The following is a 22,881-nucleotide window of genomic DNA, read 5'->3' on the forward strand; positions in this document are numbered from 1 at the left end:
AAATAGCGGTACTTACCCTCCCCGCTTCGGCAGCGGAAAATTCACTGCTTCGACATTCACGGTTTGGTGATTAATCCTGTCGATATCCACGGAACTCTGCCCGTTTTCATTGATGGCATGAACATTAGCGAGGGAAAGCAGCGTGTCCTGGCGGGCCATAAATTGACCACGGACATCTTTACGCAAATCGAAGCGCATTTTTAACGCCGGGCCAATCGCTGAAGTTTGCATCACGTTGATATTACGCAGAAAGAGGTGCTGCGGTTGATTATGCAGTTCCAGCGTAGCACGCGTCATCTGTACATTGGTGATGGCGACAAAAGAGGGGGCGTTACCGGAGGAAATTTGAATGCCGCGTAATTTATAAGCAACCTGGCGATTATCCAACCGAATAGCGTTTAATTTAAAGTTTTGCGGAATTGACAGGTATTTGCCTTTAACGACGCCATAGCCGATGAGCATCCCGGCACTATTTGTCATATCAATATTATCAATGACGAAATTATCACAGCCATAAATTGCGATCGTTGCGTTATCAATACCCGCCTTTTTACTGAAATCTGGCGTGATGTTTTTGGCTTTGACATTGCGAATGACGAAATGTTTGCCATTTTCTACGTGCACCAGCTGTCGGCAATCAGATCCGGTAATATTGGCCACCACAAAGTTTTTTACTGCCTGGTCTTCAGGATAACTATTGTCATAGGTGCTACCCGCCAGCCCGATGCCGATCCCCCAGTTGATTTTGCCATTGGTACAATCAATGCGTTCGATGACATGATCGGAAATCAGGATGTCGCGGTCGTGAATCGCGACATTCCACTCAATGGCGTCCCCCTGCAAATCGCTAAAGCGGCTATGCGTAATCCGCGCGCCGTCCATTTGGTTATGAAATCCCTGGCGGAGAATGGCGTAGTTGGCGTGGGTAACGGTGATGTCATCGATAATGAGATTACGCATCACCTGCGGTTCCTTACCACCAATGAAAATTTGCGCGACGGGGCCAAAGCCGCTCATCGTCACGCCTTTAATCACACAGTCCGACCCGCGAACATCCAGCGTCACATTGTGCAGACTGCCGCCCTGCTCCCCCACCACCTGACACCCGTCCTGCAAAATAAACCGTCCCCGGCCATTCCCACGCACCGCGCCCTGTACCCGCAGCGTTTTTCCCGCCGGAATCGTTATCGCCGCATTGATATTTTCACACACCCATCCTGGCGGTACGACCACGGTCTGCCCGTCGCCGAAGGCCTGTTTGAACGAGGCGATACCGTCATCCGCCGGATAATCCTTAATATTGACGGTCTGGCGAGGTTCACGCGCCTGTACCGGCAAGGCGCGTAGAAAAGGAAGAACAGCAAGCGCGGAACCTGCCGTCAGGAGGGTACGTCGGGAGAATTTAGTCGTGGGCATACCACCTCGTTTATATCGTTTGTAGCAGGCTGGCTAACTGGCGATTAATCGCCTGCTGATTAAAATCTTGCGCCACTTTTTCACGGGCGCGCGTGATCACCGACTCCAGCGTGTCGTGGTCAATCCGGCTGAAATCAGCGAGTCGGGCCGCCAGCGCCTGCGCATCGTTTTCCGGCACCAGCCAGCCGGATTTGCCGGCCTCCACCAGTTCCGGAATGCCGCTATGCACGGTAGACACCACGGGAATCCCCACCGCCATCGCCTCCATCAGCGCTACCGGAATACCTTCCATATCGCCATCCGTACCGGTAATCGACGGCAGCAAAAAAACATCGGCGTCATCCAGCATCGCCTTCACTTCATGGCTCGGTTTAAACCCCGGCATCTCAATGACATCCTCTAGCTGATACTGCTCGATGAGCGTACGCAGCCGACGTTCCCACGGGCCAATCCCCAGAATGCGGTAGCGAAACGCCACGCCCTGCGCTTTCAGTTGCCGACAGGCTTCAATCGCCACATGCAGGCCTTTTTTCTCGGTCAGGCGCGCGACGGAAATCATCTCCAGCGGCATCCCTGGCGCTTTCACCGGACGATGGGTAAAACGCGTCATGTCGACGCCCATGCGCGAAACGGCAATCTTTTCCGGCGGACAGCCCATACTTTTCAGGCGACCGGCCCACAGTTCGCTGATGGGCAGCATCAGATCGCCACGACGAAACAACTGCTGATACTCCGGCGTGTAATGACTGAGCACTTCGCGGCTGGAAATATCAATCCCGTGGAAAATAGTCGCGATTTTGCCGCGAAGCACGCCCAGTTCGCGTAGTTTGGCCGCCGTCACGCCCGCCGGACCAAAGTGTGCGATAAACACATCCGCCACAAAAGGGTGGCTCACCTGCGCGCAAATCGCGGAAAGGAGCAAATTGCGTGATTCATCGCCATAGCGGGTAAAATTGAGCGCTTTCCAGGTCGCCGCCCGATGCAGCCCCGGCAGCGTTTTACATGCCCGGTAGCGCAGTTTCGCCAGCCGTCCCTGGGGCTCATCCTGTAACCAGCGGGTTTTCGCCGCCAGGCCATACTTCTCCCAGGCGGCGTGAGTATGTTGGGTATCGCCTTTTTGTAACGCGACAATCTCCACCTCATGGCCCATATCAATAAACGCAGTAATCTGATTCAGCACAAAGGTTTCCGATGAGAGTGGAAATTTCAGCAGAAAAAAGCTGACTTTCATTGTTCCTCCCGAATTCTGTCGAGAACGGATTTGATCATCGTGAACCCTTTCGCCCGCTCCTCGGTGACGGCATTAGCCACTTTTGCCTTTAGCGCAGGCAATTGATTGAGCGTATCGGCCACCACGCTTTGTAATGAACCGTTCAGCAAGTGACGGATATCGATAGCCAATTCCGCCAGGCCTAGCTGCTGCATAATCCCGGCGGATTTATGTTCATAATTAATGGCGATAGCGGGCGTGCCAAAATTCATGGAGATAATGGCGGAATGCAGGCGCGTCCCGATGGTCAGTACACAGGAGGCGAGGATCTTTCCGATTTCCACGTCATTGAGTTCGTCCATCGCGATATGGAAATGCTCTGAGTCGTTTACATACTTCGCCATCCGTAACGCAACCATCCGGTCATCGCGGTTATAGCGATCGATACTGGTGCAGGTCGACAGCGCCAGTACCTGATAACCGTCCGCAATCAGGCGATTCACGACCTGGGCAAATGCCTGCTCATAGGCCTGCTGAGTGGTGCCCAGGCGTTTATCAAACGGCTCCAGATCGCGCAACGTAATCGCGACGGTTTTGCGGCGCGCGGTGACGTCCAGCCAGTGCTGCACAGCATAACTGGCGACAAACTCGTCGTGACGGCGTTCGACTAACCAGGCAGTATCCACCCCCTGCTCCACTTTCCGGGTATCGATCTGCGCGGCGGTCATTAGATCACGGCTGACGGTTTCACGCAGGATCAGCGCACTGGTGCGCCCAAAAACATAATTGGCGAGCTGGTTAAAGTCAGGGTTCTGGAAAGGGCCGACGCTATGTCCCACCATATAAATTGGTTTGTTCGCCATAAACGCGCACAGCGGATATTCAAAGTGAGTCAAACCGTATAAGTCGACATAGTTTGAACCGCCCACCTGAATGACGGCGTCATACTGCGCAATAAATTGCGCGAATTCGGCAAATTCCGGCGCGATAGCAAAATTACGCAGCGATCCTTCCTGGGCGACTTTAGACAATAAAATTTTATGCTGAAAACGACGGCGTAATACTTTTTTCACCCGACCGTTAAGCCCTGCCGCCGCCTGCTGTTTCTGACTTAACTGATACAGCGGGTCGGCAATAATCGGGCGCCCCTGCAACCAGGCGGAACTCACCGGGAAACGGCTCATCACATCCATCTCCGCCTCTGGCGCCTGTTGACGGATGGCATCAAGCAAACCGCGCATAATGGCGCTATCACCACGGTTGCCGCATGTGTGGTTGCCTAAAATTAATAATTTCATAAATAGCCTCTTATATCCCCGTCATCCGACACGTAATAACTTTTTCATTTTTGCACTACCAACAAGCTGATTTTTAATTTCCATCACCAGCGCATTGCGTGAAAAAATAATCATCAAAATAAAACTCAAAATACCGACCATAACCTGTAGCGCGAATACCCCTGACAACGGTAAATAGCCGTCGACCAGCTTTCCTGCGCCGTAGCTGGTAATAAATGTTGGCAATGAGAGATAAAACGGTAGCCACAGGCTGAGAATATACTGACGATAGCTGGAGCCGAGTACCGGCTTAATCATCACGAAATAGCTCAGAATGGTGTTGATGATTTGCACCACCAGGAACCCCAGCGTCACGCCAATCGCCCCCGCCAGATGGCCGCCAATGAGAATTGCCGGGATAAACAGAAACGTTTTAAAGACGTTGAATTTAAAGCTGATATCCACGCGCGCTTTCGCCATCAGCAGCGAACCAATCGGGTTGCCTACCGAGCGCAGCAGCCCCACCACGCACAGCAATTGCAGGATCGGGATAATGCTGTTCCACTTCTCACCAAACACTAACGGCACAAAATTGTTCGCCACTACCATCAGGCCCAGCAGCGCGGGAAAATTGATAATTCCCACCACGGAAAGCAACTTATAGAAGTTGACGCGCAGCTTCTCGGTATCGTCCTGAATTTTGGCGAATGCCGGAAATAGCACGCGAGTAATGATGGGGTTAAGCTTCGCCGGCGGCACAACCGCCACGTTGTACGCGAGGTTATATCCCCCGGCGACGCTTGCGCCGAGAATTCTCGCCAGTACCAGCGTCGATAAATTCGTGTTGATGTAATTGACGATACTGTCCGCCGTCAGCCACGCGCCAAAACGCAGGTTCGTGGACACCGATGCCAGCGAAAAATGCAGCCCCGGGCGGTAAATCTTGCGGCCAAAGTAACCAAACAGCAGCGTTCGCACCGCGCTGTTCACCAGATAGCCGAGAATCGCGGTTAACGCCAGCGGCCAGTAATGGGCGCTAATCACCGTAAAGGTGAACCCCGCCAGCACGGAGGTCGTTTCGATCATGCCGATCTTATTGAACTCCAGCTCTTTTTGCATCAGCGCACGGAACTGCTGCCCGTGAGGGATCACAATAAACGCCAGCGACAACGTTTTGATTAACGGCGCGAGATCCGGGTTATGCAAAACATGGGCAATCGCATCGCTCAGCCAAAAGACCACCGCAAATACCACAATCCCAAGCCCAACGTTTAGCCAGTAGAGCGTGGTCAGCTCCAGATGCCCAATCGTTTTACGTTGGATAATCGAGTTCGCGATGCCAAAGTCCGAGATCGTGTCGGCCAGCGCGATAATCACCAGCGAGACAGTCAACAGGCCAAACTGGTGGTTGTCGATGATCCGCGCCAGCACCGTCATCTGAATTAACCCCAGACCGATAATCACTATCGTGGCGATAGCCGACCATTTAGCGCCGCTGATCGTTTTTTGTCGTAAACTCATTCTTTTCTCCAGAACCTGTTCACAAGGCGTCATTGGCGCAGCCAGATTGAACGCGGACAGCGCGGAAAAACCGGAGCGTACACGCTGCCCTGGTTCGATATGGCAAGTAAATAGCCTTGTGGATCAGGTTCTTAATACGCCGCTTTATTAACAAACCCTTTAAAAATCGTCAGAAAAACGATTTTGATATCGAACCAAATACTCCATTCGCGGATGTATTCCAGGTCGAACTCCACGCGTTTTTCCATTTTCTCCAGCGTATCGGTTTCACCGCGCCAGCCATTAATTTGCGCCCAGCCGGTGATGCCCGGCTTCATCTTGTGGCGTAGCATGTAACCTTCAATCAACTGACGATACTGTTCGTTATGCGCCACCGCGTGCGGGCGAGGACCGACGATGGACATCCCGCCGGTTAACACGTTGATAAACTGCGGTAATTCATCCAGCGAGGTACGACGCAAAAAGTTACCTACCCGGGTGACGCGCGGATCGTTTTGTGTCGCCTGGGTAACGACCTTATCGTTCTCCATTACCTTCATTGAGCGGAACTTCCAGACCTTGATCGGCTTGCCGTCCATCCCGTAGCGCGTCTGACGGAAAATCACCGGCCCGGGCGAGCTCAATTTGACCGCCAGCGCAATGCAGCACAGTACCGGTGAGATGAGCAGCAGAATCAGCGACGCCAGCACGATATCCTCTGCCCGTTTAAGCAGACGGTTAATCCCTGACAGCGGCGTGTCATACAGCGGAACGACCGGAACGCCGCTCATCTCCTCCACGCGCGAGTGGAGAATATTAAAGGTGAACACATCGGGAATAAGGATCACCGAGCAGGTGGTGTCGGCCAGCTCGCGCACAAGTTTTTTCACCATGGCGCCGTCGCTCATTGACATAGCGATATAAACATTGTGAATTCGCGAGGCTTTCGCATCGTCAATTAACTGCTCGAAGTTCCCGGCCCAGTCAGCAGAGACGCCGCCCGGTTTGGGATCGTGATAGACGCCCACCACCTCAAAACCCAGCCACGGCTCATTACGGAAGCTATCCAGCAACGCCTGGCCCGCAGGCAAATCTCCGGCGACGGCGACCCGGCGAGTGTTATAACCACGATTGCGTAGCCAGCCCGCGCCGAAACGAATAAATGAACGGCATAACACTAAGCCCAGGCTGGACAGCGCATACCAGGCCAGCCAGGTGGCAAGGCGGTTGTCAAAGTCATCATTAAACGCCACCAGACCGGCGCTGAAGATCAGGCTCAGCGTCCAGTTTTGCAGTAACAGCGTTAACTCTGTCGACATTTTGACGCCGCGCCAGGAGCGATAAAAATCGGTCATCCCGCCCAGCATTTGAAAAACAACCAGCGTAATCAGCGCCACCAACAGGTGCATGTACAGGAATGGCAGTCCACTGACTTCACAGATGAACCACAGCCCGCCAAACATGATGGTGATATCTGAAAAGCGTTGCACCATAGAGATTAACGATGCATTGGTTTTGGCTCGTTCGCGCTTTTTTAGATTTGTCATCGTTGTTCCTGTGATTGGCCCCTTACCCGCAGGCGGTAAGGGGAGATCTGACGTTACTGATTCAGCAGCGCCAGCAGAGTGCGTGTTCGCGCTTCCATCAGCGGAATATCGCCGCGTGACTCCACATTCAGGCGCACCACCGGTTCGGTGTTCGACGAGCGCAGGTTGAAACGCCAGTCGGCGAACGACATGCTGAGACCGTCCGTGCGGTCCACTGCCTGCGCCTCTTCCGCAAAGTGCGCTTCCACCCGCGCGATGGCCGCCGCTGGCTCCGCCAGCCTGCTGTTGATTTCCCCGCTCGCCGGGAACGCCGCCATCCGGTCGCGGACCAGTTCACCCAGCGACTGTCCCTTCAGGCACACCAGCTCCGCCACCAGCAGCCACGGGATCATCCCGCTGTCGCAGTAGGCAAAATCACGAAAATAGTGATGCGCGCTCATTTCTCCGCCATAAATGGCATCCTCCGTACGCATCCGCTCCTTGATAAAGGCATGTCCGGTTTTTGACATCACCGGCGTCCCGCCCGCCGCCGTCACCACTGCCTCCGTGTTCCAGGTCAGGCGCGGGTCGTGGATAATCTTCGCCCCCGGGTGTTTTTCCAGAAACGCTTCCGCCAGCAGCCCGACGATGTAGTACCCCTCGATAAACTGCCCTTTCTCATCGAACAGGAAGCAGCGGTCGAAGTCGCCGTCAAAGGCGATGCCCATGTCCGCCCCGTGTTCAATAACGGCCTTGCGGGTGTCGTCGCGACACTCCGGCAGCAACGGGTTGGGAATGCCGTTCGGGAAGGTGCCGTCCGGGGTGTTGTGGATTTTGATGAACTCCACCGGCGCGCCCAGCGCCTTCAGACGCGCTTCGATGGCGTCAATGACCGGCCCCGCCGCCCCGTTGCCGGAATTCACCACCAGCTTCAGCGGGGTGAGATTGTTAACACTGATGTAGGCGAGCAGGTGGTCGATGTAGGCGTCGCGCAGGCTGATTTGTCTGTAGCTGCCGCGCGCGGTGTCGTTCACCGGCGGGAAATCGCCCGCTTCCGCCAGACGCTGAACGTCGCGCAGACCGGTGTCGCCGCTTATCGGGCGGGCGCCCTCGCGCACCAGCTTCATACCGTTGTAGTCCATCGGGTTATGGCTGGCGGTCACCTCAATACCGCCGTCCACGCCGAGGTGGAAGGTGGCGAAGTAAATCTCTTCGGTGCCGGACATACCGATATCCAGCACGTCGACGCCCGCGTCCTGTAACCCTTTCGCCAGCGCCAGCTTCAGCGCCTCGCTGGTCAGGCGCACGTCGCCGCCCAGCACGATGGTTTTCGGTTTTAAATATTCGCCGTAGGCGCGGCCAATCCGCCACGCGATATCTTCATTGAGCTCTTCGCCCAGCCTGCCGCGAATGTCGTAGGCCTTGAAACAGGTTAATTTTGTCATGTTCTTACCCTTCTTCAGGCAACAGTTAGCCCTGACCGTAAATGGCCAACATCGTTATTGTTGTTCATTGCCGGATGGCGCGTTGCGCTTACCGGGCACCATTGCAGGCGTCAGACCCGCCCGTAACGGTCCTCGAACCGCACCACGTCGTCCTCTTCGAGATACGAGCCGGAACGCACTTCAATTAAATCGAGCGGTATTTTTCCCGGATTTTCCAGGCAGTGAGTCGCCCCCAGCGGAATATAGATGGACTCGTTTTCACCGAGCAGCTTAACCTCGCCGTTGATGGTGACTCTGGCGGTCCCCGCCACCACCACCCAGTGCTCGGCGCGGTGATGGTGCATCTGCACCGACAGTCCTTCCCCCGGCTTGACGGTAATGCGCTTCACCTGATAGCGCTCGCCCGCGTCGATGGAGTCGTATTTGCCCCACGGGCGGTAAACCTCGCGGTGCATGTGGTGCTCATGGCGTCCGTCGGCCTTGATCTTCTCCACCACCTTTTTCACGTCCTGCACCGCGTGGCGATCGGCAATCAGCACGGCGTCTTTGGTCTGCACCACCACCAGATCCTTCACGCCGACGGTGGTCACCAGGCCGGATTCGGCGTAAACGTAGCTGTTTTCCGTTTTATGGCTGATGACGTCGCCGTGGTGGACGTTTCCCTCCGGGGTGTGGGCGCTGATTTCCCACAGCGAGGACCACGAGCCGACATCGCTCCAGCCCGCGTCCATTGGCATCACCACCGCGTCCGCCGTCCGCTCCATCACCGCGTAGTCAATGGACTCTTCCGGACAGGCGAGGAAGGCCTCTTCATCCACACGAATGAAGTCAAGATCCGGATCGACGCCGCGCATCGCCTGTTCACAGGCGGCCAGAATATCGGGGCGGAACTTTTTCAGCTCTTCCAGATAGCGTCCGGCGCGGAACAGAAACATGCCGCTGTTCCAGTAGTAATCGCCGCTGGCGACGTAGGCCTGAGCGGTTTCCAGCCCCGGCTTCTCAACGAACTGCGCCACCTCAAAAGCCACCGCATCCGTCGCGCCCGGCACGACATCACCGCGCCGGATATAGCCATAGCCGGTTTCCGGCAGATCCGGCACGATACCGAAGGTCACCAGTTTGCCCGCGTCGGCATAGGGCATGGCGTCGCGCACCGCGTCGCGGAAGGCCTCTTCATTGGCGATCGCATGATCCGCCGCCAGTACCAGCATCAGCGGATCGCAGTCCGTATGCTGGCGCGTCGCCGCCAGCGCCGCCAGCGCAATCGCCGGCGCGGTATTGCGCCCGGCGGGCTCAAGAATAATGTTCTCCGTCAGCTTATTGAGCTGGCGGAGCTGTTCGGCAACGATAAAACGGTGCTGTTCGTTGCAGATAACCACCGGGCTTTCGCACTCCACGCCGTTCAGACGGCAAATGGTGGTTTGCAGCATGGTGAGATCGCCTTTCAGGCACAGAAACTGTTTTGGATAAAGCACGCGAGAAAGCGGCCACAATCGGCTACCGGAGCCACCGGCCATCACAACCGGGTAAAGTTTTGTCTGACGCATTATCATCCCCGAATATCTGCAATAAATTGGCGTAGCACGTTCTCTTTATTGAGCGTGCGTTCGGCGTATTCACGTGCCGTCGTGTTGTTTTTCGGCATGGCGAGCGCCTGGCTAATCCCGTTAACCAGCGCGTCGGTCGACTCCGGTTCCACGCAAACGGCGATGCCCGGATAGCGCGCGCAAAGTTGTCCTAATTCGGTGTGCGGCTCAGCGGTAATCACCGCATTACCGCCGACCGCCAGAATGTTAGTCAGCTTGGAGGGCAGTACCGCATCCGCCGCGCCGCGCTTTTGCACCACCAGATGGCAGTCGCCCATTTTCAGCAGCGCGGGTAAGGCGTCGTAAGGCTGCAGCGGGAGGAATTTAATATTTGGCAGGCCGCGTTCGCGGGCCATGTTCTCCAGCCGCGCCTTGCCGCCCCCCTGGCCGACAATCGCGAAAATCAGCGGTCGATCGCGTAATCGTTCCGCGGCGTCTATCACCTTTTCCAGCCCTTGCTTTTCGCCGATATTGCCGGAATAGAGCACGATTTTTTTACCCTCTGGCAAGCCAAGCTGCTGACGCAAAGCCGTCACGTCAGCGTCATTAACGTCCTGAAAGCGCGCCACTTCCGACCAGTTCGGAAAAAAGAGGATTTTTTCCGCCGCGACGCCCTTTTCCCGCGCTTTATTCATCATGGAGCGAGAGATGGTCGAAACATTATCAACGCTACGCAGCGCGCTACGTTCAAAGGCCGTTGCTAACCGCGCTACGCTGCCGCGCTTACCTTTTCCCGCCATTCCTAAGCCGAGCATGGCATCCACTTCGTAATCCTGAATATGCAGTACGGTACGCGCGCCGGAGAGTGTCGCCAGCAGACGCATTCCCGGCGTACAAAAGAGCGTCGGTACAACGCCGATAATCCGATCCGGCTTCCAGCGACGCTGCGCCATCAGTGGGAAAAAACTGCTCAATGCAAAGCTCCCCAGATGAAGCAACCGTTTTAAGGTGGAGGGCTGTTTCGGCACATACAGCGGGCAGCGCCAGACGGTAGCCTCGCCCTCTTCCCGGCGATAGCGCCAGGCGGAATAGCGCTCGCCGACCTTCCACTGCGGGTAGTACGGCGGCGCGGTAATGACTCGCACCTCATGGCCTTCCCGCGCCATCCACGCCACCATTTCGCCGGTATATTTGCCGATACCGGTCAGTTCCGGCGAATAGTTAATGCCATAGACCAGGATCTTCATAGGCCCACCGCCGGCGCGTCAGGAAAGAAGTAGGCCCGACTGTTCTCATGAACATTATCGCTTGCCAGAAGCTGTTCCGGCGTCAGCCAGCGGTAACTGCCATGCTGGGCGTCAGGCAGGCGTAAATCGCTCTCCGCCACGCGCAGACGAAATCCGAGCACGATGTAGTGAGTTGAAAAATCCTCACCGGAAAAGTTGTCGTCATAGAAGTGCTGCCAGACGCCATAAAACGTCCCTGCCGCCAGCGGCAGACGCACGCCCAGTTCCGCCTGCGTCAGGCGTGCAAAGGCGGCCTCCAGCGTTTCGTCTTTGCACACCCGCCCCCCCGGCACAAACCAGTAGCCCTGCGCCGGACGGTTGAGACGCTGGCCCAGTAAAATTTCCCCCTGGCCGTTTTCCACAATGAAATCGAGGGAGATGAGGGGCGTCGCCCGCACCACGGCGGCGAAATCTTCCTGACGTAAAAACATTGTCACCCCCGGAACCGTTGCTGATTCTCAAGGAACCACTGGTAAGTACCGGCAAGCCCTGCCTCCAGTGAAATTTCGTGATACCAGCCAAGCTGATGCAGGCGCGTGACGTCGAGCAATTTACGCGGCGTGCCGTCCGGCTTCGTGGCGTCGAACACCACCCGGCCCTGGTAACCCACCACCTTTGCGATGGTCTGCGCCAGCTCGCGGATGGTGCAGTCCACGCCAGTGCCGACGTTAATGTGCGACAGCATCGGGGCGGTGTTCTCCTGCCACACTTCGCGCGCCAGCTCCATCACGTGAATACTGGCCGCCGCCATATCGTCAACGTGCAGAAATTCGCGCATCGGCGTGCCGCTGCCCCACACCACCACCTCCGGCGCGTGGCTCTGCGCAGCCTCATGAAAGCGACGCAGCAGCGCCGGGATCACATGTGAATTGTCCGGGTGGAAATTATCATGCGGGCCGTACAGGTTGGTTGGCATCACCGAACGGTAGTCGCGACCGTACTGCCGGTTGTAGGACTCGCACAGTTTAATCCCGGCGATCTTGGCGATGGCATACGGCTCGTTGGTCGGCTCCAGCGTTCCCTGCAGCAGCTCGCTTTCCGCCATCGGCTGCCTTGCCAGTTTCGGATAGATACAGGACGAACCGAGAAACAGCAGTTTGTTCACGTTGTGCAGGTGCGCGGCGTGAATAATGTTGCTCTCTATCATCATGTTTTCATAAATAAAATCCGCCGGATACGTGTTGTTGGCGACAATGCCGCCCACTTTCGCCGCCGCCAGATAAACCTGGTCGATACCCGCCCCGGCAAAGAACGCCTGTACCGCACGCCCGTCGAGCAGATCCAGCTCATCGCGGGTGCGCAGTACCAGTTCCACGTCGCCGCGCTGCGCAAGCTGCCGTACAATGGCGGATCCCACCATCCCACGATGGCCCGCCACAAAAATTCGTTGCTTATTCATTCTCAGGACTCCAGCGCGATGGCCACCTCGTAACCGTGAGATTTCAGCAGTGAGTGTTTTTTCGCGGCCTCCAGATCGTTCGCCACCATCTCGGAGACCATCTCCGACAGGGTGATTTCCGGTTTCCAGCCCAGTTTCTCATGCGCTTTGGACGGGTCGCCCAGCAGGGTTTCCACTTCCGCCGGACGGAAATAACGCGGATCAACGGCCACAATCACATCGCCCGGTTTCACGCCCGGCGCATCGTGTCCGGTAACGGATACCACGATCCCTTTCTCATTAATGCCTTCGCCTTCAAAGCGCAGTTTTATCCCCAGTTGCGCCGCCGCCAGCTCCACAAACTGGCGCACGGAATACTGCACGCCGGTGGCAATCACGAAATCTTCCGGCTGCTCCTGCTGTAACATCATCCACTGCATTCGCACGTAATCTTTCGCATGACCCCAGTCGCGCAGCGAGTCCATGTTGCCGAGATACAGGCAGGACTCCAGTCCCTGGGCGATATTGGCGATGGCGCGGGTGATCTTACGGGTGACGAAGGTTTCGCCGCGACGCGGGGACTCGTGGTTAAACAGAATGCCGTTACAGGCGTAAATACCGTAGGATTCACGGTAGTTGACGGTGATCCAGTAGGCGTACAGTTTCGCTACCGCATAGGGGGAACGCGGGTAGAACGGCGTGGTCTCTTTCTGCGGAATTTCCTGCACCAGACCGTACAGTTCAGAGGTGGAGGCCTGGTAGAACCGCGTTTTCTTTTCAAGACCGAGGAAGCGGATCGCCTCCAGCAGGCGCAGCGTGCCCATCGCATCCACATCGGCGGTATATTCCGGCGACTCAAACGACACCGCCACGTGGCTCATCGCGCCCAGGTTGTAGACCTCGTCCGGCTGCACTTCCTGTAAAATGCGGGTCAGGTTGGAGGCGTCGGTCAGGTCGCCATAATGCAGATGAAATTTCGGGTTGCAGCTGTGCGGGTCCTGATAAATATGGTCCACGCGCTCGGTATTAAACGATGACGCGCGGCGCTTGATACCATGCACCTCATACCCTTTTTCCAGCAGAAATTCTGCCAGGTAAGACCCATCCTGTCCGGTTACGCCAGTAATGAGAGCGACTTTTGACATTTTCATTTCCTCAAATAGTCCCGTTAGGGAGTAACTTTCTGAACGCGCTGGCGCGTTACCACTGCGGGATTGCCCCGACAAATCGCATTTGCCGGTAATGATTTAAATACGCTGCTGCGCGCGCCGACGACGGTGCCATGACCTATCGTCACGCCGGGCGCGACAAAAACATCGGTTGCCAGCCAACATTTTTCGCCAATAACAATCGGCGCGGCGTTAATATCGAAATGGGCGCTGGTATAATCATGGCTACCGGTACACAAATAGCCTTTTTGTGAAATGACCGCATGTGCGCCAATATTAATTTCACCCAACGTATATAACACAGCGTCGTCGCCTACCCAGGCATAATCGCCGACGGTTAATTTCCACGGATAGGTAATTTTTACTGACGGTCGGATAACCACATTCTTTCCAATTTTGGCGCCAAACAGACGCAGCAAAAAGGCTCGCCAGCGATACAATATTTGCGGCGACCCAGCGAATAATGTCGCCTGTACCGCCCACCATAATTGTACTTTTAGCGCATTAGCGCCGCGGAACCCCTTCGGCACCGTAAAGCCGCTAAGATCCTGCATAATAACTCCCGGTGATTAGACTTTGTTATACCGCGCTTTTGTTTTACCCGTCGTTTTCAGACGTAATAAATAGGATAATTGCGCCCAAAACCCTGGCACACGTAATATTTTTCGCTGTACGTTTTTTGCATCCTGACATAATTCCAGATTATTCGAGGTTGACACGCCGCCCATCGAAAATTCAGATACCAGTCCGTTAATTCGCCGAAAAGGATAGCCTGCTTTATAGAGACGGGCCGCCAGCGCATAATCTGAAGAGACATGATATTGCAGATCATAAGGATACTTTTTTAACGCTGCCGTCGGGAAAAATATCGCCTGATGGCTGGCTGGCAAACTATGGTAGATATAATACCCGGGTTTAGCCTTCCGGCGTATTTTATGCCCGCCGCCGAAATCCAGCAGCGCGTCGCCAATATACATCGCCTCGCCCTTTTGTCGCGCCAGTTGCCGGACAAACAGCGCGGCATCATCATGGAACGCATCACCGGAATTAAGAAACAGGGTATAGCGCCCCTGCGCCAGCGCAATGCCTTTGTTCATGGCATCATAAATACCGAGATCCTTTTCACTGATAAAACGCAGGTTAAACTCACCGTGACGTTTTTGCAGAAATTCGCGCGTGCCGTCCTCCGAACCGCCATCCACTACGATCCATTCAAATGACAGACCCGGATCGCGCGCCAGATTGCGCAGCGAGCGCCAGGTTTTTACCACCCCTTCGTAATTGCGAAAGGCGACGGTAACGACGCTTAAAAACATGCCACCACCCCGTTATGAAATTTTTAACGCCTTGCGCAAAATGAACGGACAGACGATTAAAAAAGCATATTCCGGGCTAAATATTGAACCGGTAAAAAACAGCGACACCGGCGTAAAAAGATAGAGCTGCACCCGAAAATTGCGATTATCGCCAAACGCATTTAGCGCCATTTTTAAAACTTTCCCCATATACCACAGCGTCATTAGCACTGCGAACCAGGAAAAATAAATAATCAGCAGATACAATCCATTGTCTATGGTTTTCCCGACATCCGCACCGTTAAAGATTCCGAATGATGCGACATATTCATAAAGTGAGCCAAATCTGACTACACCATCAATATGGGTCAAGGAATATCCGACCATGACTAAGGGTCCCACAATACGATAATAAGAAGATGAGCCTTCCGTCCCTAAATCGCCAAGTCGTGTCGCGATATAAGGAAATGCAATAATTACCCCAACCAAAAACAGGGTTAATGAGACCAGCGCCAGTGGAAGTTTTTTCTTTATCGCATCCTTATTCAAATATTGGAACGCCCACTCCAGAAGATAAAACAGGATAAAGGTCATTACCCCTGAAAATGATCCTGATAATATTATCCCTGCCAGAATCATAGCATCGCTTTTCGGTGTTTTGATACCAAACTGTTTGATGCTCAGCCAAATTGAGATTAGTGCCAAAGCGAAAAATGCCGGTTCAAAATAAAGCGCAGTGGTACGCTTACCGCCAAATTTTATGAAGTTCAGTACGTAGCTATTACTGTAAATGAGATATTTCGAAATTCCTTCCATAATACTGCTGCCGCCGGTAAGGATAATTTGCGCCATCTCAACCGCGGCGAGCGCGACCACTATACCCACCACCAGATAAAAAAAACGCAAAATCTTTCGGTGGTTATGCGCGGAAATGGTTTTGAATCGGATACTCCAGACCATCCCGATAATGACCACAATATAGACAAACAGCATCGTGGACGTGACATATTTACCAGCATTCAGCGACTGGCCGAACAGGAAGTTAAATGCCGTAAGCCCCGCGCCGATGCCTAAGGCGATCATCAATTTTTTTACGCTAATGCGTTCCACAAATAACAGCAGCAACAGCGGTAAAAAAGTGACGATGGTAATGGGAAAGCTTTCCCCCAGTTGGGCAATCTTGACATTGACCAGTAGGTAGATCAGCGGCAGCAGCAGGTAGCTACAGATTCTGATAGAACGAGACATACTCCTCCAGCATCTGTTGACCGCTGTACGCGACGCGGCTACGCATACGAAAGGCGTCCAGCGTTGCGCCAAATACCGCCTGAGCAATCTCTGGCTTACGCCGCTGCGCCAGGCGCAGTACATCTGTAGCGGCAAAAGTCTGGCCGCCGGATTTCGCCAGCACCTCCTGCGCCGCCTCGCTGTGGGTAGCGAGCACCGGTACGCCGATCGAGAGCGCTTCACACAAGATCAGCGGATAGTTATCGACCCGCGAGCTAAAGACCAGCGCGTCCATCTCATTGAGCGCGCTCATTAATTTGCGCTTATCGGTTTCAAAACCGTGATTAACGACGTTTTGGCCGGTAAAAGGCGAAAATTTACCAAAGGTATGCAGTTCAATTTTTTCGCCCAGCGCCATCATGTCGTGTACCAGACGCTGGTCAGTTTTGCCGTCGTAACGCAAGTCATGCGCCACAATGGCAATTCGCGGTTTTCCCGGATTCAGCGGCACAGGTGATAGCTGCGCGAGAATCGCCTCAGTCGCCAGATCGATACCGTTGTTAATAATCTGGCAGCGCCCCGCGCCATAAACGCTGTTAAAGGCCTCGGCCACGTGCTGGCTCGGCGAAATAAACTGGCAGCCCAGCCGCAGCATGTCACGAAAGCGCTGACGTTTGCCGTCAATAAGCTGGTGCGCCCGATCCACCCTGACCGGCGGATAATTGCTTAGGGTCGGACATTTTTGGCAGCCGCTTTTCCAGCCCTCACAACCGTCGGTAAAGGCGCAACGCCCGGTGACGCTCCAGTGATCGTGCAGCGTCCAGACCAGCGTGACGTCCGCTTTTTGCGCTTTGACTTTTTCGCAAAACGTCACGATGTCCGCCAGGTTTAGCCAGTAACTGTGGAGAACATGAAAATGCAGCACCAGCGGGCCGGATGTCTGGATAACCGTGCGGTAAAGATTGTCGAGATTGCCAAACAGATCGCGATTCAGGAAACGAAATAGCGCGATATTGGCGATTGCCGTGCCGCGCGGCGTCTGTTTTATCACCTGCGGATAGCGGTGGTGACTGACGCTTTTTTTTCCGCCTTTGCCATAACCATAGATAAAACGCGACGTCAGCCCTTTTTGCAGCGCCCGCAGATGGAGATCCAACGCCACTCCCGCCGCGCCGCCTTCCGCCAGCCGTACATTAAATTGCAGAATATTCATGTGCTGACCTTCACCCGTGCTTTTTCTCCCACCACCAGCGCATGGTCCGGAATACTGTCAAGCACCACGCTACCCGCGCCAATCGTGACGTGATTACCGATAGTAATATCGCCAAGCAGGATGACATTCGCCCCCAGCTCAACGCCGTGACCAATCACCGGACAAGCCAGGCTGTCCGCGCCGCGATTGCCAATGGTGACGCCGTGGCGAATGGTAAAATCGTCACCGGCGACGACATGTTTGTTGATCACTACCGCGTAACCATGATGGATAGTGAACCGCCGACCAATGGTCGCGGCGGCCTGGATTTCATACCCGAACAGGCATTCCGTGATCACGCGATACAGCACCAGCACCGGCGCGGCCCACAGATTATTCAGCACATTCTTTTTGCGCCAGACGGAACAAAAATGAGCGATACGGTAGGCCAGCACCATGCAACAAGGGCGTAAGCTCCAGCTATTCGCGCGTAAGTCTTCCAGCATCGTTATCGCCCCCGCAGCCCGGCCGCCAGGCGTTTGCTATTACGCACGGAGAGCAACGTCAGCAACGTGCGCCAGGTCATTCGCTTATTGCGAATTTGGTACAGGGTAAAAAGCTGGTATTTTTTACTGGCGCGATCAAATTTATCTTTGTGCTTACGATAAAAATGGAAATAGCCGGAGAACTTTTTCGGCGAAGAGGTAATCTGCATCTCGCCGTGGTTGATATGTAAAATTTGCGTCGCCTCTTCGACTTTCCACGGTTCGCCATACTCCACCACCATGCGCAGAAAAATGTCGTAGTCCTGCGCCGCCTTGAGTTCGGTATCGAACAAACACGCTTTAAAACGCCAGGCCCAGGTAAAAACCTGATTGCCAATAATATTGCGCTTGTAGAACAAGCGGCGCGAATAAGGGGATTTCGGATACAGCGGCAGGCTGGCAGGCTGAGAGTAGACCTCGCCCTCGCACACATAGTCGTTGGCATACAAAAAGGCGTGCGTAGTCAACTGGTGTTTATGGGCCAGAAACACGCTCAGACGGTTTGGCGTCCATTCATCGTCATCATCAATACCGGTAATGTAATGCCCTTGCGCCTGCATAATGGCCTGGTTGCGAACCGCGCAGGCGCCAGTATTCCTGGCGTTATGGGTATAACGGACGCGCGGGTCGTTCAGCTCCTCAACAAATTGTTGTAGCTGCTGATAAGACGAGGAGCAATCATCCACGATGATCATCTCCCAGTGGCGGTAGTCCTGACGTAGTACTGATTTAATCGCCCGGATAGCCAACTGCTGCCTGTTCCAGGTTGGCATATAAATTGAGATCAGCGGATTGTCTGTTGTCATGCTTATTCCCCAGATAGTTTTGCCGCATGGCGCTATGCTTGCCCGGCCTACAGTCACAGGCCGCGCCATCCGGCACGCCTTATTTTTTATTTGGAATCTGACTGGTATTCATACTCGTAATAGCCATAATCCTGGTAGCCCGTCGCCCGGCGGAAAATGGAGTTGAGAATGACGCCTTTGACCTGAATGCCATTCTGGTCAAAACGGCTCAGACTGGTTTCCACCTCTTTTAAAGTGTTGACGGCATAACGCGCCACCATCAGCGTTGTCCCGACGTGACGACCCACAATCGCGGCGTCCGTCACGGCCAGAATCGGCGGCGTGTCGATTAATACCAGGTCGTAGCGGCTGCTTGCCCAGGCGATCAGCTCGCCGAAGCGCTCGCTCATCAGCAGTTCCGATGGATTAGGAGGTACCTGACCGCGCGGAATAAGATCAAAATTAGCGATCGCCGTAGGTTTCGCGCAGGAGGCTATCTCGCCTTTGCCCGCCAGAATGTCAGATAAGCCGTCCACGTTATTGGTGCCGAGCAGTTCATGGGTGTAGCCCTTGCGCATATCGCAGTCGATCAGTAATACCCGTTTATGCGTCTGGCTGATGACGGCCGCCAGGTTGGCGCAAACAAAGGTTTTGCCGATAGAGGGGCTGACGCCTGTGAGCATGAGTACATTATTTTGCGCCTGCATCATGGCGAAATGCAGGCTGGTGCGCAGGCTGCGAATCGCCTCAATCGCCAGATCGGTCGGATTGCCCACCGCCAGCAGTTGGCTCTGCTTGTAACGCTTAATCCCTTTAATGGTTTTGACGCTATCGCGCGCTTTTTGCCATTCCGACAGCGGAATACTGGCATAGACGCTGATCCCGTGCTCCTCCAGCGCCTGCGGGCTTTCAATACCGCGATTAAACAGTGAGCGCAGCAGCACGCCGACAATCGATAACATTAATCCCAGAATAATGCTGCCGAGAATAATCAACGCCTTTTTCGGCTTCAGCACGCCCGGCTGGGTAATCGCCGGGTCAACGATGCGCACGTCGCCAACGGTGCTGGCTTCGGTGATTTTCAGCTCCTGCTGTTTATTAAGCAGTTGCATATAGACCTGCTGGCCGGACTCCACATCGCGGGTCAAACGCACAATCTCCTGCTGGGTTTTCGGCATCGCCGTCACCCGCCCGTTCAGTTTGGCTTTTTCATCTTCCAGCGCTTTACGTTTTTCCAGCAGGGTGCGGTAAGCCGGATGCGCTTTGGTAAAGAGCTTGGAAATTTCCGCCTCTTTAAACGTCAACTCATTCAACTGGGCGTCGATATTAACCATCGAATCGAGCACCGCCTTCGCCTCCAGCGGTAAATCCACCGAGTCTTTATCCTGGCGGAAAGCGTTTAGCTTGTTTTCCGCCACATCCAGACGGCTGCGGACTTCCGGCAGTTGTTTTGCCAGAAACGCCAGGCTCTTCCCCGCCTCTTCAGATTTCCGCGCAATATCCTGTTGCAGATAGTTACGGGTAATACTGTTGAGAATTTCGCGGATCTGGTCGCGATCCTCTCCCGTGAACGTCAGGCTCAGAACGCCGGTATCTTTGCCGGTTTCCGTTACGGTGAGGTTATTTTGCAGGTTATTAATCATGCCAAGCGTTGAGAATTTACTCACCGTAAATTCCGTATCAGGACGGGCGTCAATTGCCTCTACCCACATCGTCACGCCGTCTTTATTGAGTGGCTGGCCCACAACGCCCTGCGCGCTAAATCCGCCGTCGCTGACCAACTGATAACGTTTGTCGCCCAGCACTTTGAGGGTGAAGATCTGTCCGCTCATCGTCTCTGGTCGGGTGAATGTCGTGACTTTCACCCTTTCATTGTGACGTCCCATCAGCCGCTCCCACCCGGCGCCGAACAGCGGAAAGGTGTTTTTGGTGACGGCAATATCCAGATCCAGATCGTCAACGGTCTTCCCCAGCACCAGGCGCGATCGAATGAGCTGAATTTCCGCATCGGAAGCCGGCGGCTTATTCGCTAATGCGCTGTTGATATCCTGTACCAGCGAATTACCGGCGTTTTGTTCAATCTGTACCAGCGCATCGGCGCTATAGATGGGCGTGGCGAAGAACGTATAAATTACCGCGCACAGCGCAAATATGGCCGTCGTCCCCAACACCCACCAACGCGCTTCAATCACCGTTCCGACCAGACGCCCGATATCGATTTCATCGCTACCCGTAACCGCCGCAGATTGTTTTACTTTTTCTGTCATGGTTTTCCCTGCTCTGCATTCAGTGCCTGCGCCCACTGGCGGGCAGACCTTTCCAGTAATGTGTACACCGCCTCAAACGCATCGCGGCTTTTGCGATACGGGTCTGGTATTTCACGCTCGCTGTCCCAGTGACCAAACAGCATTACCTTGCCGCGCATTTCCGGTGCAATGTCGCACAGGGCGGCGATGTGACGTTTCTCCATCGTCAGAATCAGGTCATATTCCCGGCACAGACGCGCGGAAATTTGCCTTGCGCAGTGATTTTCCAAAGACAGATCGTGGGCGCTCGCCACGCTCGCCGCCGCAGGATCGGCGCCTTTGCCGACCAGCGCGCCTAATCCGGCGGACGCAACCGTCAGCGAGGGATGAAAGCGCTTTAGCAAACGTTCCGCCGTCGGGGAACGGCAAACATTCCCCACACAGACCACTAAGATTTTGTTAAACATAACGATTACCAGGAATGAATGTCGCTGGCCGTATCCGTCATATAACGGACACCGCTAATGGTTGGCAGCAACTGATTGATCAGACGGTTCCAGCGAGCAACCGGCGCAGTCGTGACGTACACCACATCGTAAGGCTGAAGTCGGAATTCCGTCGCCATCACCAATGACGTGGCGTCAGACATATCAAGCTGGTAGATATTGGCGATCTTGCCGCCGCGTCCCCCCTCGCCTTTCAACGGACGAATCACAAAAATGCCGCTGGCGTTGGAGGTGGTCAGATCGATGCCTTCCGCATTGCCCAATGCTTCGGTGAGCGTCATACCGCTGAAATCCATTTTGAGGGTGCTCTGTTTTTTCACTTCGCCCATGACAAAGACTTTCAGATCGTCATTGCGCGGCACATACAGAATGTCGCCAGGGTAGAGCAAGCGGTTCTGGCTAAGATCGCCATTTTGCATCAGCGCCTGTAGCGAAATGCGCTGTTCTTTGCCGTTGTGCGTCAGCACGACGTTGCGCCAGTCCGCCATATCGGTCAGGCCGCCCGCAGCGTTAATCGCATCCAGGACGGTTAGCGGTACGTTAGTAATGGCCTGCTGACCGGATTTATTCACCTGGCCGGAGATATACGCTTTTTGCGAGCGGAAAGCGGCGATATTGACATCCACCTGTGGGTCCGCGATGTACTTCGCTAAACGCCCGGTAATATCGCTGCGAATCTCTGACAAAGTTTTACCGACGACGCTAACCTTGCCAATGTAGGGATAAAACATGGTGCCGTCCGGCTGTACCCAGTTGCCGGTATCGCTTGAGCTACGGTACTGGCCTGCTGGCGTGGTCAATTCCGGGTGATCCCAGACGGTGACATTCAGCACATCGCCAGGCCCGACGCGATACTGATAGCTGGCGATCTCCTGGTCCAGCGACATATTCGGTTGCGCGACATTGGGCCGCGGGCGTAATTGCTCAACCAACCGTGGCGTCAGCGGATACACATTGACCATCCGGTCAAGATCAAAGTCAGCGTCTTGCTGTTTGATCACATCTTTCCCCATCGTAGACATATTGCTGCCCGGAAGTACTGTGCAACCACTTATCAAGCTGAGCGACGCCAATAATGGCATCAATTTCATTTTGGATTTCATCATTGATTATTTATCACTTTGGCAGAGTCATTATCCTGTGCAATTTAAATAGCGGCTTCGTCCGTGCACATTTACCTTGCAGTTAATGGCAGAGAAAATTAACTGGCATCATTCTGAAAAAAAATCAATTCATCCGCAGGCTATTGACAGAATAATAAAGGCTTATATTCAGGCTTTCAGGCACGCTACCGCCCCTGGCTTCTTAGCTACCAATACACTGATTGTTCTAAATTTTCGCATTCCCCTCCG

General features: G+C 54.5%; 20 protein-coding genes. All 20 read right to left on the minus strand.

The window, feature by feature from the left end; all coding sequences use genetic code 11:
- Positions 1–12: 12 nt before the first annotated feature.
- The 20 genes from wcaM to J4614_RS05815 all read right to left on the minus strand — a co-directional run bounded on the left by wcaM (position 13) and on the right by J4614_RS05815 (position 22,635).
- Positions 13–1,416 (minus strand): colanic acid biosynthesis protein WcaM, encoded by a 1,404-nt coding sequence (wcaM, locus tag J4614_RS05720; RefSeq protein ID WP_001656553.1) that lies wholly within the window; start codon positions 1,414–1,416, stop codon positions 13–15.
- 10 nt (positions 1,417–1,426) lie between these two features.
- Positions 1,427–2,647 carry a colanic acid biosynthesis glycosyltransferase WcaL gene (gene wcaL, locus J4614_RS05725; RefSeq protein WP_094888476.1) on the minus strand — a complete coding sequence of 407 codons (1,221 nt, stop codon included), beginning with the start codon at positions 2,645–2,647 and terminating at the stop codon, positions 1,427–1,429.
- Positions 2,644–3,924, minus strand: coding sequence for a colanic acid biosynthesis pyruvyl transferase WcaK (wcaK, locus tag J4614_RS05730; RefSeq protein ID WP_000770902.1), 1,281 nt, complete (start codon positions 3,922–3,924; stop codon positions 2,644–2,646). Before wcaK ends, wcaL begins: the two co-directional genes overlap by 4 nt.
- Positions 3,925–3,945: 21 nt before the next feature.
- Complete coding sequence (wzxC, locus tag J4614_RS05735) at positions 3,946–5,424, minus strand: colanic acid undecaprenyl disphosphate flippase WzxC (RefSeq protein WP_000058682.1); 1,479 nt, start codon at positions 5,422–5,424, stop codon at positions 3,946–3,948.
- A 131-nt stretch (positions 5,425–5,555) separates the two neighbouring features.
- Complete coding sequence (wcaJ, locus tag J4614_RS05740) at positions 5,556–6,950, minus strand: undecaprenyl-phosphate glucose phosphotransferase (RefSeq protein ID WP_000183163.1); 1,395 nt, start codon at positions 6,948–6,950, stop codon at positions 5,556–5,558.
- A 53-nt stretch (positions 6,951–7,003) separates the two neighbouring features.
- Positions 7,004–8,374 (minus strand): colanic acid biosynthesis phosphomannomutase CpsG, encoded by a 1,371-nt coding sequence (gene cpsG, locus J4614_RS05745; RefSeq protein WP_094888475.1) that lies wholly within the window; start codon positions 8,372–8,374, stop codon positions 7,004–7,006.
- Positions 8,375–8,484: 110 nt separating this feature from the next.
- The gene (cpsB, locus tag J4614_RS05750; RefSeq protein ID WP_000605943.1) at positions 8,485–9,927 is read right to left on the minus strand and encodes a mannose-1-phosphate guanyltransferase; all 1,443 of its coding nucleotides are present in this window, start codon (positions 9,925–9,927) and stop codon (positions 8,485–8,487) included.
- Complete coding sequence (gene wcaI, locus J4614_RS05755) at positions 9,924–11,147, minus strand: colanic acid biosynthesis fucosyltransferase WcaI (protein ID WP_023252071.1); 1,224 nt, start codon at positions 11,145–11,147, stop codon at positions 9,924–9,926. The genes cpsB and wcaI overlap by 4 nt, the downstream gene beginning before the upstream one ends.
- Positions 11,144–11,617 carry a GDP-mannose mannosyl hydrolase gene (locus J4614_RS05760; protein ID WP_012218634.1) on the minus strand — a complete coding sequence of 158 codons (474 nt, stop codon included), beginning with the start codon at positions 11,615–11,617 and terminating at the stop codon, positions 11,144–11,146. The genes wcaI and J4614_RS05760 overlap by 4 nt, the downstream gene beginning before the upstream one ends.
- A gap of 2 nt (positions 11,618–11,619) precedes the next feature.
- Positions 11,620–12,585: a GDP-L-fucose synthase gene (locus J4614_RS05765; RefSeq protein ID WP_001041702.1), complete on the minus strand. Its 966-nt coding sequence runs from the start codon at positions 12,583–12,585 to the stop codon at positions 11,620–11,622.
- Between the two features lie 2 nt (positions 12,586–12,587).
- Positions 12,588–13,709, minus strand: coding sequence for a GDP-mannose 4,6-dehydratase (gene gmd, locus J4614_RS05770; protein WP_000048160.1), 1,122 nt, complete (start codon positions 13,707–13,709; stop codon positions 12,588–12,590).
- 23 nt (positions 13,710–13,732) lie between these two features.
- Entirely contained in the window at positions 13,733–14,287 is a 555-nt protein-coding gene (gene wcaF, locus J4614_RS05775; protein WP_001153603.1) for a colanic acid biosynthesis acetyltransferase WcaF, read from the minus strand.
- A gap of 15 nt (positions 14,288–14,302) precedes the next feature.
- Positions 14,303–15,049 (minus strand): colanic acid biosynthesis glycosyltransferase WcaE, encoded by a 747-nt coding sequence (gene wcaE, locus J4614_RS05780; RefSeq protein ID WP_023136765.1) that lies wholly within the window; start codon positions 15,047–15,049, stop codon positions 14,303–14,305.
- Between the two features lie 12 nt (positions 15,050–15,061).
- Positions 15,062–16,276, minus strand: a complete 1,215-nt coding sequence (gene wcaD, locus J4614_RS05785; RefSeq protein WP_000091392.1) for a colanic acid polymerase WcaD — start codon at positions 16,274–16,276, stop codon at positions 15,062–15,064.
- On the minus strand, positions 16,251–17,468 hold the full coding sequence (wcaC, locus tag J4614_RS05790; protein ID WP_001023832.1) for a colanic acid biosynthesis glycosyltransferase WcaC: 1,218 nt from the start codon (positions 17,466–17,468) through the stop codon (positions 16,251–16,253). Before wcaC ends, wcaD begins: the two co-directional genes overlap by 26 nt.
- Positions 17,465–17,953 carry a colanic acid biosynthesis acetyltransferase WcaB gene (gene wcaB, locus J4614_RS05795; RefSeq protein ID WP_000888724.1) on the minus strand — a complete coding sequence of 163 codons (489 nt, stop codon included), beginning with the start codon at positions 17,951–17,953 and terminating at the stop codon, positions 17,465–17,467. The genes wcaC and wcaB overlap by 4 nt, the downstream gene beginning before the upstream one ends.
- A gap of 2 nt (positions 17,954–17,955) precedes the next feature.
- Positions 17,956–18,798 carry a colanic acid biosynthesis glycosyltransferase WcaA gene (gene wcaA, locus J4614_RS05800; RefSeq protein WP_000205695.1) on the minus strand — a complete coding sequence of 281 codons (843 nt, stop codon included), beginning with the start codon at positions 18,796–18,798 and terminating at the stop codon, positions 17,956–17,958.
- Between the two features lie 86 nt (positions 18,799–18,884).
- Positions 18,885–21,044, minus strand: a complete 2,160-nt coding sequence (gene wzc, locus J4614_RS05805; protein ID WP_000137233.1) for a tyrosine-protein kinase Wzc — start codon at positions 21,042–21,044, stop codon at positions 18,885–18,887.
- Complete coding sequence (wzb, locus tag J4614_RS05810; RefSeq protein ID WP_000482224.1) at positions 21,041–21,490, minus strand: low molecular weight protein-tyrosine-phosphatase Wzb; 450 nt, start codon at positions 21,488–21,490, stop codon at positions 21,041–21,043. Before wzb ends, wzc begins: the two co-directional genes overlap by 4 nt.
- A gap of 5 nt (positions 21,491–21,495) precedes the next feature.
- Positions 21,496–22,635: a polysaccharide export protein gene (locus J4614_RS05815; protein WP_000978077.1), complete on the minus strand. Its 1,140-nt coding sequence runs from the start codon at positions 22,633–22,635 to the stop codon at positions 21,496–21,498.
- Positions 22,636–22,881: the final 246 nt, after the last annotated feature.

Origin of the sequence: Salmonella sp. 32031103-2018-00083-FB-01-SM-01 (assembly GCF_017571995.1) — a bacterium.
GTDB classification, from domain to species: domain Bacteria; phylum Pseudomonadota; class Gammaproteobacteria; order Enterobacterales; family Enterobacteriaceae; genus Salmonella; species Salmonella enterica.

What these genes read in the sequence shown, in the direction of transcription:
- wcaM (WP_001656553.1), bottom strand. Translation starts at nt 1,416, where the DNA reads ATGCCCACGACTAAATTCTCCCGACGTACCCTCCTGACGGCAGGTTCC.
- J4614_RS05760 (WP_012218634.1), bottom strand. Translation starts at nt 11,617, where the DNA reads ATGTTTTTACGTCAGGAAGATTTCGCCGCCGTGGTGCGGGCGACGCCC.
- cpsG (WP_094888475.1), bottom strand. Translation starts at nt 8,374, where the DNA reads ATGACAAAATTAACCTGTTTCAAGGCCTACGACATTCGCGGCAGGCTG.
- wcaK (WP_000770902.1), bottom strand. Translation starts at nt 3,924, where the DNA reads ATGAAATTATTAATTTTAGGCAACCACACATGCGGCAACCGTGGTGAT.
- wcaI (WP_023252071.1), bottom strand. Translation starts at nt 11,147, where the DNA reads ATGAAGATCCTGGTCTATGGCATTAACTATTCGCCGGAACTGACCGGT.
- wcaJ (WP_000183163.1), bottom strand. Translation starts at nt 6,950, where the DNA reads ATGACAAATCTAAAAAAGCGCGAACGAGCCAAAACCAATGCATCGTTA.
- wcaA (WP_000205695.1), bottom strand. Translation starts at nt 18,798, where the DNA reads ATGACAACAGACAATCCGCTGATCTCAATTTATATGCCAACCTGGAAC.
- wcaC (WP_001023832.1), bottom strand. Translation starts at nt 17,468, where the DNA reads ATGAATATTCTGCAATTTAATGTACGGCTGGCGGAAGGCGGCGCGGCG.
- wzb (WP_000482224.1), bottom strand. Translation starts at nt 21,490, where the DNA reads ATGTTTAACAAAATCTTAGTGGTCTGTGTGGGGAATGTTTGCCGTTCC.
- gmd (WP_000048160.1), bottom strand. Translation starts at nt 13,709, where the DNA reads ATGTCAAAAGTCGCTCTCATTACTGGCGTAACCGGACAGGATGGGTCT.
- wcaD (WP_000091392.1), bottom strand. Translation starts at nt 16,276, where the DNA reads ATGTCTCGTTCTATCAGAATCTGTAGCTACCTGCTGCTGCCGCTGATC.
- wcaF (WP_001153603.1), bottom strand. Translation starts at nt 14,287, where the DNA reads ATGCAGGATCTTAGCGGCTTTACGGTGCCGAAGGGGTTCCGCGGCGCT.
- cpsB (WP_000605943.1), bottom strand. Translation starts at nt 9,927, where the DNA reads ATGATAATGCGTCAGACAAAACTTTACCCGGTTGTGATGGCCGGTGGC.
- wcaB (WP_000888724.1), bottom strand. Translation starts at nt 17,953, where the DNA reads ATGCTGGAAGACTTACGCGCGAATAGCTGGAGCTTACGCCCTTGTTGC.
- J4614_RS05815 (WP_000978077.1), bottom strand. Translation starts at nt 22,635, where the DNA reads ATGATGAAATCCAAAATGAAATTGATGCCATTATTGGCGTCGCTCAGC.
- wzc (WP_000137233.1), bottom strand. Translation starts at nt 21,044, where the DNA reads ATGACAGAAAAAGTAAAACAATCTGCGGCGGTTACGGGTAGCGATGAA.
- wzxC (WP_000058682.1), bottom strand. Translation starts at nt 5,424, where the DNA reads ATGAGTTTACGACAAAAAACGATCAGCGGCGCTAAATGGTCGGCTATC.
- J4614_RS05765 (WP_001041702.1), bottom strand. Translation starts at nt 12,585, where the DNA reads ATGAATAAGCAACGAATTTTTGTGGCGGGCCATCGTGGGATGGTGGGA.
- wcaL (WP_094888476.1), bottom strand. Translation starts at nt 2,647, where the DNA reads ATGAAAGTCAGCTTTTTTCTGCTGAAATTTCCACTCTCATCGGAAACC.
- wcaE (WP_023136765.1), bottom strand. Translation starts at nt 15,049, where the DNA reads ATGTTTTTAAGCGTCGTTACCGTCGCCTTTCGCAATTACGAAGGGGTG.